The sequence below is a fragment of the Shewanella electrodiphila genome (assembly GCF_023283985.1).
GTDB classification, from domain to species: domain Bacteria; phylum Pseudomonadota; class Gammaproteobacteria; order Enterobacterales; family Shewanellaceae; genus Shewanella; species Shewanella electrodiphila.
Window position 1 is genome coordinate 135,172 of record NZ_JAKIKU010000001.1, and the last position, 17,278, is coordinate 152,449.

At 40.9% G+C, this 17,278-nt stretch carries 14 protein-coding genes; 4 read left to right on the top strand and 10 right to left on the bottom strand.

What is annotated here, in order from left to right; translation table 11 throughout:
• Positions 1–422 precede the first annotated feature (422 nt).
• Both L2737_RS00625 and L2737_RS00630 read left to right on the top strand, forming a co-directional pair.
• Entirely contained in the window at positions 423–2,135 is a 1,713-nt protein-coding gene (locus tag L2737_RS00625) for an aspartate-alanine antiporter-like transporter (RefSeq protein WP_248954426.1), read from the top strand.
• A gap of 89 nt (positions 2,136–2,224) precedes the next feature.
• Entirely contained in the window at positions 2,225–3,394 is a 1,170-nt protein-coding gene (locus tag L2737_RS00630; protein WP_248954427.1) for a BamA/TamA family outer membrane protein, read from the top strand.
• Positions 3,395–3,492: 98 nt separating this feature from the next.
• Here L2737_RS00630 and L2737_RS00635 read toward each other — a convergent pair whose 3' ends face one another.
• The 4 genes from L2737_RS00635 to L2737_RS00650 form a co-directional block, all read right to left on the bottom strand.
• A complete protein-coding gene (locus L2737_RS00635; protein WP_229368080.1) occupies positions 3,493–4,902 on the bottom strand; it encodes an AmpG family muropeptide MFS transporter in 1,410 nt (469 codons plus the stop codon).
• 120 nt (positions 4,903–5,022) lie between these two features.
• Positions 5,023–5,361 (bottom strand): hypothetical protein, encoded by a 339-nt coding sequence (locus L2737_RS00640; RefSeq protein ID WP_102529893.1) that lies wholly within the window; start codon positions 5,359–5,361, stop codon positions 5,023–5,025.
• 412 nt (positions 5,362–5,773) lie between these two features.
• Positions 5,774–6,358, bottom strand: coding sequence for a peptidylprolyl isomerase (locus tag L2737_RS00645; RefSeq protein WP_248954428.1), 585 nt, complete (start codon positions 6,356–6,358; stop codon positions 5,774–5,776).
• Positions 6,359–6,397: 39 nt separating this feature from the next.
• On the bottom strand, positions 6,398–6,964 hold the full coding sequence (locus L2737_RS00650) for a YajG family lipoprotein (RefSeq protein WP_229368076.1): 567 nt from the start codon (positions 6,962–6,964) through the stop codon (positions 6,398–6,400).
• Positions 6,965–7,288: 324 nt separating this feature from the next.
• Here L2737_RS00650 and L2737_RS00655 point away from each other — a divergent pair, with 324 nt between their 5' ends.
• A complete protein-coding gene (locus L2737_RS00655) occupies positions 7,289–8,314 on the top strand; it encodes a DUF2804 domain-containing protein (protein WP_102529890.1) in 1,026 nt (341 codons plus the stop codon).
• Between the two features lie 55 nt (positions 8,315–8,369).
• Positions 8,370–9,278: a sterol desaturase family protein gene (locus L2737_RS00660; protein WP_248954429.1), complete on the top strand. Its 909-nt coding sequence runs from the start codon at positions 8,370–8,372 to the stop codon at positions 9,276–9,278.
• Positions 9,279–9,549: 271 nt separating this feature from the next.
• On the opposite strand, the gene L2737_RS00665 is transcribed toward L2737_RS00660, so the two are convergent.
• The 6 genes from L2737_RS00665 to L2737_RS00690 all read right to left on the bottom strand — a co-directional run bounded on the left by L2737_RS00665 (position 9,550) and on the right by L2737_RS00690 (position 17,060).
• Positions 9,550–10,851 carry an MFS transporter gene (locus L2737_RS00665; protein ID WP_248954430.1) on the bottom strand — a complete coding sequence of 434 codons (1,302 nt, stop codon included), beginning with the start codon at positions 10,849–10,851 and terminating at the stop codon, positions 9,550–9,552.
• A complete protein-coding gene (locus L2737_RS00670) occupies positions 10,848–11,195 on the bottom strand; it encodes a cupin domain-containing protein (protein ID WP_102529887.1) in 348 nt (115 codons plus the stop codon). Before L2737_RS00670 ends, L2737_RS00665 begins: the two co-directional genes overlap by 4 nt.
• A 9-nt stretch (positions 11,196–11,204) precedes the next feature.
• Positions 11,205–13,598 (bottom strand): heparinase II/III domain-containing protein, encoded by a 2,394-nt coding sequence (locus tag L2737_RS00675; RefSeq protein ID WP_248954431.1) that lies wholly within the window; start codon positions 13,596–13,598, stop codon positions 11,205–11,207.
• A 2-nt stretch (positions 13,599–13,600) separates the two neighbouring features.
• On the bottom strand, positions 13,601–15,835 hold the full coding sequence (locus L2737_RS00680; RefSeq protein WP_428848368.1) for a polysaccharide lyase 6 family protein: 2,235 nt from the start codon (positions 15,833–15,835) through the stop codon (positions 13,601–13,603).
• Between the two features lie 308 nt (positions 15,836–16,143).
• Positions 16,144–16,866, bottom strand: coding sequence for a TonB-dependent receptor (locus L2737_RS00685; RefSeq protein ID WP_248954433.1), 723 nt, complete (start codon positions 16,864–16,866; stop codon positions 16,144–16,146).
• Entirely contained in the window at positions 16,857–17,060 is a 204-nt protein-coding gene (locus L2737_RS00690; protein ID WP_248954434.1) for a hypothetical protein, read from the bottom strand. The genes L2737_RS00685 and L2737_RS00690 overlap by 10 nt, the downstream gene beginning before the upstream one ends.
• Between the last annotated feature and the right edge of the window lie 218 nt (positions 17,061–17,278).

Below are 17,278 nucleotides of genomic sequence, written 5' to 3' on the forward strand. Positions count from 1 at the left end.
ACATCATGCGCTAATGCAAACCAGCCGATTTGTATCATTTGCCAGAGCAGAGCCAGAGAAATGAATTGACATTAAATGAAGTAAAGTAAAGCCAAAGGCTTGTGCTAACTGGGCATCAGTTGTTTAAAGTCATTGATGCTGACTAATCAGAATCTGTTGGTTTTTATACGCTATTTCGTTCCCCCTTAGTTTAAAAGCCTCAACGTTCTTCCCTCAAGTGTGACTCTTTTTAAATTATGTAGGGTTTTATCCTTCATGCGCGATTATGACCGTCATCTTATCAGCCATAGAATCAGCGTTAATTAGATACGTGAAGTCTCCATAGGCCTTAATTGCGCTCTTTAACAGAGATTTTTGCGTTGTAACAACCTGATTTCAATTATGGCCGATATTCAGTGCCAGTGATAAAAAGTGACATAACGATGGAAGAAATACAGCTTTTATTGGGAGAATCACCATATTTTTCCGTTTTGGTCACCTTAGTTTTAGGGTGTTTGCTAGGCAAGTTATCAATCAAAGGTTTCTCTTTAGGTTGTGTGGCGGGCACCTTGTTAGTTGGTATTTTAATTGGCCAATTGGGTGGTTATATTGAACCTTCGTCTCGATGGATTTTCTTCGGTTTATTTCTGTATGTTATCGGTTATCAAGGTGGTTATAGCATTTTAAGGGTGTGGCAATTACGTAAAAAAACAATCTTAATGACCAGTTTGATTATAAGCCTTATCACTATATCCACCATGTGCTTGGCCACCTGGTTTTTTAATCTCGATTTGTATACCAGCATAGGCATGATCTCAGGAAGCTTTGTCCACCCAGAGGTAATGTATATGGTCACTGATTCGATTGAAAAGTTGCCTGAACTTTCTGAAACAGTGAAATTAGTGGCGCTTAATAATGCTTACATGGGATATGTACTGACGGTCATTTTTGGCATGGTAGGGCCTGTGATCATGATGAAATGGCTCCAATCTGCTGCAATGAAGCAAAGTGATTCACCTTTTGATAAAGCGACTCAAAATGAATTGGGTGAAAGTCATTGTGATAGATACTACCCAATCGACCCTCTTGAAACGGTCGTAAAACGTGTTTTTGAAGTTAATCCAACCAGTACGGTTCTTGGTAAAAGCATTGAACAACTGAACGCACCGTATTTTGACATCATGTTCGAACGAGTCAATCTAGTTGATAAGGCAAAAAGTAGTTCGAATGAGATTGATGAGGCAGTTAATCACAATGAGCCACTTGTCGCGGGCGATATCGTTACCATAACGGGTAGACACGACACGCTATATTATTTTGAAGATGATGTAATAGGTAGTGAATTACCTAGTGACACTCAAGTCGATAACAATGAAGTGCATTTTAATATGCTCATCAATACCCATGGCTTTGTTGGCAAATCATTAAATGATATCAAGACTGAAATTAACCAAAATACCTACAAAAATCTTTGCATCATTCGACTTGTCAGAGATCAACAATCTATAGAAATCACGCCAGATTTAATTGTGAAACAAGATGATATTTTACAAATCATGGGCAGTGCTAGTGATATTCAATTCGTTAAACATAACTTTAGTAACAATGTTGGCCGTAATACCGAGAGTTTCGCCTTGTTTGGAATAGGGTTAGTGGCAGCTTATTTAATGAGCTTATGGAATCTCAACATTGGTGGTTTGTATTTTTATTTAAGCATTGGGCTGAGTAGCTTGATTGCTGGTACTTTCGTAGGCTGGCTGAGCAATAAAATCAATCCACTTTCTCAGTTACCTCGTCACACTATCACGTTTGTTAGAGAGTTATCCTTGCTGGCATTCATCGCCATCACAGGGTTGTATTTTGGCCCGCAAATGATTAACGAAATGAATTCCAGTGGTATGAAAATCCCCTTAATTGGTTTAGGTGTCGTACTCATATCTCAACTATTTTCATTAACGATTGCCAGTAAAATGCTGAAATTTAACAAACCTTCAGTAGCAATAGGCAAGAATATTGAAAGCAAAGCTGATGGTGTTGGCATATCAAGTCGTTATCGTTTGCACGAGCAGAGTGCAATGTATGCGATAGCCATTTCATACATTACTTCAAGCTTTTTGATGTTGTTGGTTATTTCCATGGTGTTGAACTTTATGTAGCGCTGAAACACCACAAGTCACTGCCTATCGCAGTGACTCAAATCTTACTTCCTCTATATTTAAAACCACATTAATAGGTTGAAAAAACCATGTTTAAATTTGTTTCTTTGTGCTTTCTGAGCTTAGTTTCTTCAGTGGGGAACGCCGAGAGTTCGTACTTTTTTGATGAAAAAGATGGTCAGTTTGATTTAGGGTATCACCTTGCTGAAAACGCTTATGGATTCCTTCCTGTTCCGGTATTAATTACTGAACCAGCCGTTGGCGCTGGTGGGGGGATCGTTGGGTTGTTTTTACATGAAACAGAAGCTGAGAAAGAAGCGAGAAGACAAAAAGCCCTTGAGTCAATTGATGGCGGAGCCCAATTAATGCCAGCTGCGATGACATTGGTTGGCGCGGGTGGGACGGCCAATGGTACTTGGTTTGGTATTGCTGGTCATCGTCATTCTTGGTTAGATGATAGCATTCGCTATACCGTAGTAGGCGGCGCAGCTAATGCCAATCTTGATATTTATACTCGTTTAGGTGGGTTACTTCCTCCTGATAAAGCTATTCAATTTGATACCACAACAGAAGCGCTATTCGCCTTACAAAAAATTCAATTTAGAGTGGCTGAAACCCCATTAATGCTAGGGCTTAAACAATTCTGGGCTGAATCATCAGTTTCATCTTCTAACGCTGTGGTTGACTGGATTTTACAGCAACAATTGGGTGATAAAACAACAACCTCTGGTTTAGGGCTTATTGCGGAATATGACACTCGCGACAATATTTTCTTTCCTAAGAAGGGTTATATATTCTCGGCAGAATATATGGTGTTTGATGAATCTATTGGCTCTGATCATAATTATCAAACATTAGAAGCAAGCGGTGAAGTCTACCTTCCTCTTTCTAATCATTGGACATTAGCGTTCGCAGGTGGCTATGACCAGTTATATGCTGGCGATATTCAGCTGTCACCTACGACTAAACCTTATGTAGAGTTACGCGGTGTGTCGGCGTTTAAGTATCAAGGTGACCAAGTGGCTACAGTTCAATCTCAGTTGATGTATCACCTCAATCATCGTTGGACGTTATCTGCATTCTACGGTTATGGCGTGACAGACAGTGATGCTATTGAAGAAAATAGCGATTCTGTTGATAGTTATGGGGTTGGCTTTCGTTACCAAATTGCCCGTCGTTATGGCATTCATATGGGGATGGATTTCGCCACCAGTGGTGATGAAAATGCGGTTTACTTTACCTTGGGTTCAGGGTTTTAAAAGTGAGGGTTTACCACAAGCTCTGATGGCATGATTACAGCAATTATTATCTAATCTATGCCAATTGAGCTTGGGTGGTATTATTGAGCGCCTTACTATTACGGTGTGTTTTGTGGCTCTGTTTCAGAGTTTATATTGCTTTTATCTGACTGCTGCTCGGGCTGCATACGCGATAACAGACTGATTAATATTAACACCGGAAATCCAATCAAACTGGCGGCAATAAAGAAGTTTACGTAGCCATAAGCATTGACGTATACCCCTGAGAATCCAGCAATAAACTTAGGGAACAACAACATAATTGAAGACAGTAAAGCATACTGACTAGCGCTGTAGCCACTACTGGTTAAGCTGGATAAATAGGCGATAAAGGCTGCGGTGGCTATGCCTGCACTGAAATTATCAACCGATATCGCAAAGGTTAAGAATGGTACGTTATAGCCAATGTAAGCTTGCCATGCAAAGAGTAAGTTGGTGACAGCAACCAATAAAGCACCGACAAATAGTATCTTCATCGTGCCATAGCGCATGATTAAAATTCCGCCTGCGCCCGCGCCAAGTAACGTCATGATTAAACCATATACTTTACTTAAAAAGGCAATTTCTTCTTTACTGAAACCCATATCCACATAAAACACATTGGCCATAATGCCCATGACAATATCGGAGATCCGATAGCAAGAAATCAGCAATAAAATCAAGATGGCACTTTTGCCGTAACGTTTAAAGAAATCGACAAAAGGCAGGACGCTGGCACTGTATAACCAGGCCATAGCACTGGCTATTTTAGTCGGATACTTTTGGGCAAACTGCGCTTTAAGTTGGCGTTCTTTTTCATCTGCAGCTTTTGTATCGACTTGTGGCTCTTTACTAAACAAAGTGGTGATTAAGCCTACAGACATCAGCATTGCCATGACAAAATATGCGGTTTGCCATGCTTCTAAATTATATTCGGTATTACCTGGGTCTACCCAAGCGGCAATGGTTAGCGCCCCTGCGGTTGCTACAATCATTGCGCTACGATAGCCCACTTGATATGCAGCAGCTAATGCTGCCTGCATGTCTTGGGGGGCTGATTCGATACGGAAGGCATCAATGACAATATCTTGAGTCGCTGAGGCAAATGCCAGTATCAGGGCAAAAATGGCCAGTTGCTCTAAATCAACTAAGGGATCACTTTGTGCCATGCCCAATATCGCGGCCACTAGGCCGAGCTGGGCGAAGATCATCCAGCCTCTTCGCCGTCCGAAAAATCGGGTGAATAGGGGAAGCGCCATACGGTCCACTAATGGTGACCAAGCCCATTTGAATGCATACGTTAATGCGATCCAACTAAAGTAGCCAATAGCGGCACGGTCAACACCTGCTTCGCGAAGCCAAAAGCTTAATGTTGAAAACACCAGCATAAGCGGTAGGCCAGCAGAAAACCCCAGCAATAACATGATTAGAACACGCTTGTGATAATAAACAGACAAGGCTTCACGGGTACGAGTTAGCAGTTCAGACATTAAGGCAACGGATTGAAGGAGAATGGCTCTAGCTTATGTCGCGTAGCGTATTGGTTCAAGCCATTCTGGTTGGAAATTTTGAAGAGTGTAAAATTAACTTAAAGTAATTGAAGTTGTTGGTCAATTTGTCGGCCTGATCCCGATACAACCATGGGGCATATCCCCTCCAATATTAATGTAATCACAGCAATCATGAATTTGTTGCCTTAGATACTGATTACCTCTAATAACCATATCTGGCCATTGATCGAAGCAGTGTAATAAATGCCAAAACACTTTTTCGGTATCTGTGGGGGTTGCTGCGTCTGTGTTGGTATCGAGGCTGATACTTTGCCACTCTTCTAGTACATCCCACATGTAAAGCTTGATTTCTTTATGCTCTAGTTGGTTATCTAAAAAAGCCTTTCCATAATAGGCCAGTTGTGGCGCCTTGGTTTCTATGAAGTCATTTGGGGTCATTGATGACATCCTTTTTATTACTGCTATTGATCAAATAGCACTCAAAACTAAACGAATTTACTCATCAAATAATACAGAGTGAACAAGCAGCAATTTATTGACAACTTAATGAGTAATTATCTAAACACGGGAAAAAGCTGCTTACAGGTAAAAATAAGTATAGTCAGGATTGTTGAATAATTACTCAAATTTACAATGTAAGTGCTAAAAAAGTGGTTTTAGCTGTCATTAGGAATCAGCGAAGAAGAACATGCTAAAAAAAGTGGAATGAAATCAATATTTCACTCCACTTATTCTGTTTTGTGTATCACGCAGTAGTAATCAAATTAAACTTTATTTACTTCAAAAGGTGCTTGCTGCAGTCTTATCTCTCGAGTCTTTAACGCAAAAGAAGACATATAAATAAAGTCGCTTATTGCGGCAAAAGCGTCGCTTTATTAAGTTTAATTTCTTTTACTGGAAAGTCAGGCCAATTTAACTCTGGATTGGTCATGGTTGGTGTGTAAGACATTGCTTCAAGCACCGCCATACCTTCAATGACTTCACCAAATACAGCGTAGCCCCAACGGCGTTTAGATGGGTTGAGATTTTTGTTGTCGCCAACGTTAAAGTAGAACTGACGCGTTGCAGAGTGAGGATCGTTATCGCGTGCCATTGCAATAGTGCCAACAGAATTTGATAAACCATTACCCGACTCATTAACAATAGGGTCCATTGATGGGCCTTCTTCTAACTGCGGGTTTAACCCACCACCTTGAACAACGAAATCAGCAATCACACGATGAAAAAGGGTGTTGTCATAGTCCCCTTGAACCACATAAGTGAGGAAGTTATCGACGGTGATAGGCGCTCGAGTACGGTCTAGCTCCACCACGACTTTGCCCATTGTGGTATCAAATTCCACTTTTGGGTAAAGGGTATTAGGCTGAATATCGACGGCAGCATTTGCCATCATTGACGAAAACAACATTACACTGGCTACAATCCGTTTAAGCATAAGGCATTCCTAATTTGTGGTCTGACGTTATTATTGAGATTACTGTTGTAAAAACTGATGTAATTCAGGGTCGTTAATAATCTTAGTTGTAAGCTCATCGATAAGCTTGTTCATATCCAACTCTAAGGTGGCAAAATCTGGGCTAAAAGGTCCTTTTAACATGCCTTTACCATTATAAATTTTAGTGAATTCTTGGGTTTGGTTTTTAGCGACAACATTGATGGTTAAGTTAGTGTTGGCTTCAAAGCCAAAAGTAGACTCAGTAACATCTGTCAGTAAGTAATCTAACTGGAACTCAACAATATTGCTGGCGGCGGGATCCACTTGGTATCCGGCATTACTCATTGATTTTTTAAACACGCTATCAAGTTGCTGTCTGATTGGTTCACTCGGACTAACAAGCTTTGCTGCCTCATCGCCTTGATTAAAGCGAACAATAAAGTTGGCTTTACGGACATCAATGGTGCTCACTGCGACAGTGTCGTAACGATCTATTTTATTGATGACATTAGGCACATTGGGATTAAGTGCAATATGAGTAGGAGTATGACTAGCACAAGCTGATAAAAATAATGCGGAGCACAACAATAATGACAATGATTTCATGACTAAAAACGGTAAAAAATGGTGCGGTCAGAATAACAGATTTTTAGCGCCTTTCCAGTCAAAAAATGGCAGTTAATTAGATTGTGCCAATATAGTGAGTCGCAACAAATTTTAGCTCGTTAAATAAAAGCAGTGCCATCTTAATTCAATCACTAGCCATTGACTTATGCTGATAATTTATTCACGTTAGTGTGGTGTATTTGATGATTTACTCTAAATAAATACTCTTGATAAAAACGCTAGAAAGCAATCAAGCCATTATTACCTCGGATAATGCTCGACAAATATCGACACAATAACCAGTTTTAATATTACGGATGAAGTATGTCTTTGAATCATTTACAACTTGCGCCAGACAAGCTAATGAACACTGAAGGTCAGCCTATTTTCGGACACTTTGATGGTGTGGTAGGGGACTTAGGGGTAAAACAGTTTAACTATTTTAATGAAATGGATAAGCCTTGCTCTTGGTTTGCTAAGTATTTTGATTATAAACAGTTTCAATTTATTAATATTACCACTGCGAGATACATCATTGGTGTCGCGATTGCCGATATTCGCTATGTGGGCAGCAGTTTTTGTTACTTATATGATATTGAAAAGAATAAGCTGACAGAAACTCAAGCCTTAAAACCGTTATCCTGGGGGATGTCTGTATCACGCTCGCCTCAGCAAGGTAAGGCAAGGATTAAGCACCGCCAAGGTAAGATTGAATTTTCAATTAAAGACTCCCTGTGGCAATTAACCATTAACACCGATGATATAAAAGCAGAATTACAGCTCAATCCTCCGCCATTAAGTTTACCCATGAGCTTGTGTACTCCAACTGGCTATAACGGCTGGACTTATACTCAAAAGCACAATGGTTTAAAAGTCTCTGGTCGCTTAACCATAAAAGATGAACCGCAGCCGCTTAACTTCGCTTTAGGTGGTTATGACTTTTCTGCAGGTTATATGCGCCGCGAAACCAGTTGGCGTTGGGCGTCAATCAATGCGCAAGTGGAGCAAGGGGTTTTAGGCTTAAACCTTGCCGCTGGGGTGAACGAAACAGGCGCGACTGAAAATGTCTTATGGATTAATGGTGAGCGCCATTTACTCCCAGGAGTAAAGTTCGATTTTAATCGGCATGTGAGTGACGACTTTTGGCAAATTAGCACTGCCACTGGTCAAGTCGATCTGACTTTTAGGGCTCTTAATTGCCGCAGCGAAAAACTCAACTTTGGTTTTCTAAAAAGTAACTTTAGGCAGTACATCGGCTATTTCAGCGGCCATATCATTGATAATAATGGCCACAAACATGTATTGCGTAATCAGCTTGGTTTAACTGAAGATCACTTTGCTAAGTGGTAGCGTTTAATTATCCGCACAAAACAATTTAAATAAAATAATAATATAAAGGTTTTCAATGGATTTGAATTCAATCATCAATCACCCGGAAATGCTGCTGCTTGCATTAGCGCCAGTATTTTTTGTTTGTATTTTCCTCGAATGGTATTTAGGTGATAAACGCCAAAAACTCCCTCTTTCCGCGCGATATAAAAAAGCGGAAGTGTTTTGCAATATCAGCTTAGCGGGCATGCATCAGTTAACTGATATTCTTGCAGGGCTGCTCATTGCCAAAATCTATTTAGCAGTATTTGGCTGGAAATTATTTGATATCCAAATGGGCGCGGTCAGTTTTATCGTATTAATGGTGCTACAGGATTTCTTCTATTACTGGTTCCATCGTGCAAGTCATAGAGTGCGTTGGATGTGGGCGGCTCATGTCGTTCATCATAGCTCTGAGAATATGAACTTTAGCACCGCATTTAGGCAAAGCTTAATGTACCCGCTTGCCGGAATGTGGCTGTTTTGGTTACCGCTGATTGTGATTGGCTTTGACCCTAACTGGGTAGTATTTGTGGTGCTTTTAAATCTTGGGCTGCAATTTTTTGTTCATACCCAGGCTGTCAAATCATTGGGTCCAATTGAGTGGCTATTTAATACCCCTTCACATCACCGTGTTCATCATGGTCAAAACCCGCAATATATAGACAAAAATTACGCCGGTGTATTGATCATATGGGATAAGCTTTTTGGCACATTTGAGCCGGAAAAAGAAACCGTGATTTACGGGATCACTAAGCCTGTTAATAGCTTTAATCCTTTGATTGTCAGTTTTGCTGAATGGCGCGAGATGTTTAAAGAGGTGAGTAAGTCAGGATTGAGCATTAAGCAGCGACTAGGTGTTTTATTTTCACCCCCGTCTCAAGCTGATGTTAATACTCGTGAGACGGTCGCTGTTGAAAGAAATGATGATAGTGTGGTCGATTGACCCGTTGTCGTGTAAAGGAAAGAAGGTTTAACCTACTTACCACATACTCGGAAGGGGTTGAGTACGTGATAAGTAGGTCTCACCAAATAAAAAAGGGCTCTTTGGGTACAGCCCCAGCTTAAATTATCAATATCAAATCCATAACCTCATTCTAAAAATCAACTGAGCAATGAGTAGTTTTTCAGTCAATCTATCGACATGGTTATCAATTTATACGTTAAAGATAATGTCTTGCTAAATCGTTATAAATCGCTGACTTGTTATTTCACCACTACTTTTGAGGTGACTTAACAGGTTCGATTTTAGGGATCAAAATCCACACAGATGCAATGGCAATAACCGCTAAAGATGCGCCAATCACAAATGCAGGGGTGTAGTTGCCATCAGCAGTTAGATAAGGCACTAAAGCGGTTAAGCCTAATGCGCCTAATTTTGCTGCCATACCTGAAAACCCTGCTAGGGTTCCCACGGCTTTTTTACCGAACAAGTCACTTGGCAGTGTTTGCACATTACCAATGGCTGTTTGAAAACCAAATAGGATCACTGCCATGATCATCACTGCAGTTGTGGGACCACCTGGACTTGCCATTGAAAGCAAAGCAGGCAACATAATCAAACAACCTAAAGTGATAGTCAGTTTGCGCGTTTTATTGATATTCCAACCCGCTTTGAGTCGGTTTTGTGCCAATAAACCACCAAACCAAGCGCCAAGCATTGCACCAACATAAGGAACCCAACCGTATATCCCAATGGATTTAACATCCATTGCATACACTTCATTCAGGTAAATAGGGATCCAGAATACAAATAGCCACCAAATAGGATCGATAGCTGCCGAAGCAATAATCACTCCCCAACTTTGCTTATGAGAAAGCAGTTGGACGGTTGATGGGTTGTACTCTTCAGCATCACTTCCATCGTCAGTGTCAGTGGATTTTTGCCCAGTTAGGATGTATTGACGTTCTTCTTCAGTAATCCAAGGGTGTGATTTAGGCGGCGCTTTAACTAAGATAATCCAAGGGATTAACCAGAGTAAACCGACCAGACCGATGATCACAAAGACCATTTGCCAGCTAAAGTAGACGGTCATATAGGCAATGAGTGGAATAGAAATAATGCCACCGATTGCAGCCCCTGAATTAAAAATGCCTTGGGCTAAAGCACGCTCTTTAGTTGGAAACCAATCAGCGTTACTTTTAGCTGCACCTGGCCAGTTACCGGCCTCAGCGACACCTAAGATTGCTCTAAAGATACTGAAACTCAGCATACCTTGTGCAAAGGCATGGGCCGCGGTTGCAATAGACCAAACACCAATAGATAAAACGAAACCAAGACGAGTGCCAATCCAGTCAAATATCTTGCCGAATATCGCCTGACCAAACGCATAAGATAAGATGAACACAATAGAGATATTGGCGTAAATCTGTTTACGCTCAAGCGCGGTTTCGTTAGGAAATATATCTTCAACAATATCAGGCCAAAGCACACTAAGGGCTGAGCGATCGATATAATTAATCACCGTCGCTAGCGCAATAAGCAGGATGATCCACCATCGAAGATTGTTTACCTTCATTTTAAGCCCTCGATGAAGTCTTCTCGTGCTGGGCTAAAGGTATCAATCAAAATACCGCCGGTTGGGCAAGTTGCGCCATGGTCAGCATGAGGTGGGATCATGCAGCTGTCACCCGGTCGAAGGATTTTAGTGACGCCATCAATGTTAAAGTGGAACTCACCTTCAACAACATAGGTCACTTGAGAATGTCTGTGGGCATGGTTGTAGCCAATAGCGCCTTTCTCAAACCAAATCTTTACAGCCATTAATTCTTCATTAAACCCAAGCATTTGACGCTTAAGACCGCCGCCGATATCTTCAATTTCTGTTTCATTTCCGAAAGAAAAATGTGCACTCTGTTTCATGGTTAACTCCTACTGCGTAATGGTTAATAACTGGTATCTTCCGCTAAAGCTATATGGCTTGTTTGCGTAAGAAAAACGATTAGTTATTGGTTGGTTTGATTGTTGTTTTTGGTTGTTTTTTACATTCTCGTTTTCAAGGTTGCGTTGCAAACGAGTGGCAAGGTTCAAATCCTGACGGTGAGAAATAGCCAATACGAACTGCTGAGTTGTACTTGGTGTCGTTTGTAGACTAAACCCAATGACACTGATGTCGTCCTGACTATCATAGGTTAATGATTGCAACTTGCTGGTGGCATTTAATGTGTATTCTGCTGATGGGTTATATTCGCCATGGGGCTCTAATACACTGACAAATTGATGTTGCTTACTGTCTTGCACTCGTTGAATAAAGCTATGCTCAAGGCGAAGGTTTTGATTTGGGTCATTGGCACCAAGCTGAGTAAATAGTACTTCAGTATTGCCGGCATTGATGCTGCTATGAGTGTAAAAATGGCCGTTGTCATTTAACCAAGTTATTTGAGCAAGGTTTGATGCTGCCTCAAGTTTTGATTTTGCATTTGGCAGTTGAGACGTAGCGGTTAACCATAAATGCTGGTAACCCGAGTGTTCACCTAATGGATTGAGCTGACGAGTATAAGCGTGGCGCGTAAAGTTTGAATCAATAAACTGACCTTGATAATGCACGGGTAAGTCATATTGATGAGCATTTTCACTGCTGACATCCATGATATCGATTACAAGAGGGTATGAGGCATTTGCAGTTTCAACTGTAACCATCGCCATGGTGCGGGTGAAACTGACATCTTCATAGGCGCTGTTAATGCTTGCAGATGCTAATGTGGCTTTTGCATCATGATGATAAAACAGGATATCAGGGTGATGGTTGTTGCCCACTTTTGTATTGCCACCAAAGTGACTTGTTTGATCAACGATGAGGGTGTTGTGGGCAATGGTTTGTTTCGCCCAGGTTTTGTTTTCAGTTAAATAACCGCCACCAGATTTGGCTTCGATATTCAGAAAACGCGCCGCGCCATAGTCTGAGACAATTTCTTCACCATCATCATAAAACTGCCAATTAAGCTTATCGAAATGGCCATGACCTAAACCTTGGGCTGTGGCTTTAAACACTAATGCTTGGTCGGTAAGCTTTTGTTCGATTGGTGCTTGCTGGCGCATAACAATCAATGCCCCTTCATTTCCCGCTTTACCGTCACGGAATACCATAGATGAAAACGGGTATTGGCTGATGCTATTGGTTTTAGCCTCTGCATCAATCGCTTGGGCGAGTTTAAGTCCATCACCTGTGAGTAAAATACGATTCTGCTGTTTGGCAATATCAAGCAAATTGTTATCGCCGTTGAGCCCATAAGCAATACTGACGGCAATAACCAGTTCCATGGTATCGATGCCTTTACTTTTAATCGCATCATTTAACGGAAAGAATAAGCCGTTATAGCTTAACTCGATGGTGCTATAAATTGCTTTTAATAAAATACCATCGCGATAGCTGAAGATTTTTTGCTGCGGTTGGTTTTGCTCAATGGCTTTAGCAAAAGTGACAAAAGGTAGCAGAGCAAAACGTTGGTAGTAAGGGCCTTCGTTATAATAACCATCTGGTGAGAACAGCTCATCGAGTTGACGCAAGAAACCACCTGTACCGGACTTGTCTAATCCAAGTAGAGCCATTTCTACTAACTCAGGTTTATTGAGTACAAATCCTGTCATCCCAACAGCGGCCGTTGCCCAAGTGCCATGATTATGGATTTTATCGAAGGTCTTAGGTGACTCTATCGACAAGAAATTAGCCACAGGCAAAATGATGCCAGTTTCTATCGTTTGCTGGTCTTGTTCATCTAAAGCATCAACAATAAAATCGTAGGCTTGAATGGTGTACACCAGCCACATGGCTTCGTTTAGACCTTGCCAGAACAACTTACCTTCATTGCTGTTTTTACGCTTTGGATGACGCGGTAATCTTGGGTAAAGTTCGGCATATTGTAGCAACATGTCGCGAACAAAATGCGCGTATTGAATATCTTGAGTGAGCTGATACATCACGCCCGCATCGTACATCTGCAGGTAGTTTTTCTTATGACGTTCGTGTGAATAACCACCGCCGCCATCTACAGGAAGCGGCACAATTAACGGTTGGTTTATCACTTTATCTACAGCTGTTTTTTTAGCAGTAAAAGTTTGCTGAAAAGCGCCTGCTTGTTTAAGTGCTGCGCGCATCTGAGTCACATCATGCTGATTAATCACTAAACTAGGATGGCTTAATGTGCTTGCCTGTGCAGCGAATAAACTGCCTTGGAGCAATAAAAAGCCAATTAACAAGTGTGCTGTTCTCATCAGGTTCATCTTAGACATGATGTTATTGATAAGCGCTTTCATGATGTTATTCATTATTAGAGCGCTTTTTTATCTGATTGTTGTACAAGGTTGTCGCTTAGCTTGGCAGTGGATTCACTGATTGAATAAAGCTCTGTCACTTTTACTGCCCCAGAATCTATAAATTGGTTATGCGTCACCTGAGTCATTGGTTCACCCGTAGTGTGTTCGATATTAATGTAGGCACTATTGTTAAAGTGGTTTTTATTGATATCAGCAACTTGGGCACCATGAAGGTATAAACTGGCTTGGCTTTTATTTCGCTTACCATTTCCTACATTAGTCATGTCGTTGTTATTAAAGCTAATGTGCGGGCCGAAAGTGCTTTCGTCAGTGCCTCCACGATAAAGCTTAACCAGTGCACCGCCAATATCATTAAATTGATTGTTATTGATCGTGAGATATTCCACGTTATAAATACCGCGATCATCGGTTTCTTTGTTAAGTCTAAAAAGGTCGCCTGTGATAGTGCTAAATTGGTTATTAATAACCTCAATTTTGTTGGCAAAAGCGCGAGCGCCAGAGTCAAAAAAGTGGAAGGAATGGTTGATGTTTAACTGGCTAATTTTGCTGTTGTACATGCTAAAGCGATAGTTGGTTAGCATGCCCCATTTACTGGTTCTTACCACAGTATTACCAGATGAGTCTGGGCTGCTTGTGCCTGTAATTATCAGACTATCAAGCTTTAAGCTGCCGCCATTTTGAATTTCAAATAGATTGCCTCGACTAAAGGTCAATGTTGGTTTTTGGGTATCTTGGGCAATAATCGAAAGGGTTTTGTTGATTTCGATGATTTTCTCTATCTGATATTTGCCTGCTTTTAGCGCAATAATATCGCCATCTTTAGCATTACTTACGGCAGTCAACAGTTGTTCGGCTGTAGATACACTATGAGTTATTCCCGAATCGAAGGCGGTGTTAGGCTCAGCTTTGGTGTACCAACTCACGCCAGTGTTAGCTTTTAAGGTTGGGGTGAGTGTTTGAGTCGCACCAAATTCAGCATTATGGCTGTTTGATGGGTAAAACAAGCCATTATTTGCACGCTGCAGTGATATTGCTGTTGGTTTAATACCTTGGTTTATTTGATTATTATTAAGCTCATTGGATAAGTTGTCAGAAAATTGAATCCCTGAGATGTCATCGAAAATGGAGAAGGGTGCTTGTTGGTTATTATTAACAAATAAATTGTGTGTAAATGCTGAGTCTTTTGGCACTGCAGAGCGCTCTTTATCACTGCCTGCAGCTAAATGAATATGGTCGACATTGATAAAGCTGTTGCGGCTTACCTTGGCATTAACCACTTGATGATAGCGATTGATTGGCGAATTTGGTACACCATTCATAATGGTAAAGCCACTGCCGAAACGATAGCCTTTTAGCCCTTCTAAATAGTTATTAGTAATTGTTTGATCTCGGTTAATAATCCGAATACCGCCCGTATGGTCAACGCCATTACCTAAAAACACATTACTGTCGACTTGGTTACCGTTACCGTGGCGCATAGTCAGAGTGCCGCGAGACTCAAAAAAGGTGTTATTGCGAATTATATTCTTGCCGGCTTTGATTGAGATAATTTCAACCTCGCCATCACAGCGATCAAAATAGTTGTCTTCGATTACTGTATATGAATTCGTCATTGAGAAATGACTGGTACCGATGCGAATGGTTTCTCCGCCATTTGAGCCTAAAGTTGGGCGAGGGCCAAAATAGTTATGATCTATTCTGTGGTGATTTTGTTGACTGTCTTCACCGCGAAGCCTAACTGTCAGCGTAACGCCTTTGTTGCGTTTACCGACGAGGTGGTTGTGATCAAAACGGTTATGTTGGCCATATAGTGCAACCCAATAATCAGACTCATGACGGTCAGGATTATTAAAATTGTCGATAACCACTTCTGTTACACGGGAGTGGTTGGCTAATTCATCCTCACTGGTTCGATATGAGATAACCGAATTGTTTGGGGTGTAGCCGTCTTTAAAGACTAAGCCAGACACTTCTAAATAGCTGCCGGACATTTGTAGATTGGATTGACCCGATAAAATCACTTTGCCTTTGGTTTGAGCTGAAAGGCGAATAGGGGCTTCTTTGCTGCCTTGGCCGATAAAGTTGATCTCAAAGTCTTGCCAAGTGCCATTTGAAAGAATGATGTCATCGCCCGCGACCAGTTTTTTTACTGCTTGATTAAACTCATCTTGCGTACTTACGGTAAAGGTTTCGGCATTGACTTGAACAGACAGCAGGCACAAACCCATTAAGAGAGTTGATTTAACACGAACCGATAACAGTGTGCTGTGAGCAACTGAGTGAAGCTTGATTCTGTTTTGAAAACGCATAAAGACTCTCTTATTATTTTTAGTGGCTGTAATTGTTATTGATGTCAGGCTAAACCTGCGATTTCATACTCATTAGTTCGTACATTGATTCAGTGCATTATTTCTCTTACTTCACTTTCTACTTCACTTTCTCTACTTTACTTTCTGCTTATATTGCTCGCTTCTAAACAAAATAACTCCTACCTCAATATTAAGGTAGGAGTTGCACGACTAAGTTTTACTTAAGGCTAAAACTTAACTTTTGCACCAAGGAAATATGTTGAACCAGAACGAGAGTAGTGCGATACAGTAGTATCGTTACCACGAGTCATAATTTGCGGTTCATCTAACAAGTTCAGCGCTTTAAGTGATAGTGATAAGTAATCTGTCACTTTGAAGTTAGCTGAGAAATCTAAGTAGCTTGAGTCCTGCACGTATCGATGTGAACGTGTTAGAAACGGCAAGTTATTAGGTTGGAAATACTGTTCGCGATACTTATAAAGTACGCGGAATGTCGCCCAATCACCTTCCCAGTAAACTGATGCTGAAGCCACTTGTGGAGAGAAGCCAAATAGGTTCGCATCAGCGACAACATAAGGGCTACCAGGCTCAGCTGTGACAAAACTTGAATCAGCATAGTTGTAAGCCACTTTGGCACCTAAGCCATCAAATGGGTAAGGTAGCTCAGAGAAATGCTTTTGCGCAGTGACTTCAATACCCTGAATGACAGATGAGTCATCAGAGGTTTGACGAGTGGTATGGGTGACTCCTGGATAAATACTATCAACACCATCGAGCGACACCGTAATATCACGGTTTTCTTCGACATTTTCATAGCCACCAGTAAAGTCTTTATAGTAATAAGCTAATGAGATCGCAGCATCTTCACTTGGATACCACTCTAACGATAAGTCATAGTTGTTAGAAAGATAAGGATCCATGTGGTTACCACTGACTTTGATCACTTCCATTTCTGAATCATCTTTTTAACGTCAACTGTTTGTTCTGCTACTTGGGCAGTTGGCGCTGTAACTTCAATGGCTTGATTTTCATCTTGTGCGAATACCGGTGATGCTAATAACGATAATAATGCTGAACTATAAATGGCACTTTTAGGCTGTATTCTGATCGTGTTTAATGCGCGACTTATTTTATTAAGTTTCACGTTAATCTCCCCAGATTAATTGTTTGTTTAAATAAAAGTGAACATAATCCTTTAAACATGATCTTTAAATACAACTTTGCGTTAGATAGAAACTTACTAATGGTCATGTTAGTTGTCAACCAATTTATGTTACCAACAAGATCTTAAATATATGCTACTGTTATTACCAATAACATTTTTTTAACCAAATCAGGGCTAATATGAAATTTGCTCTAGTA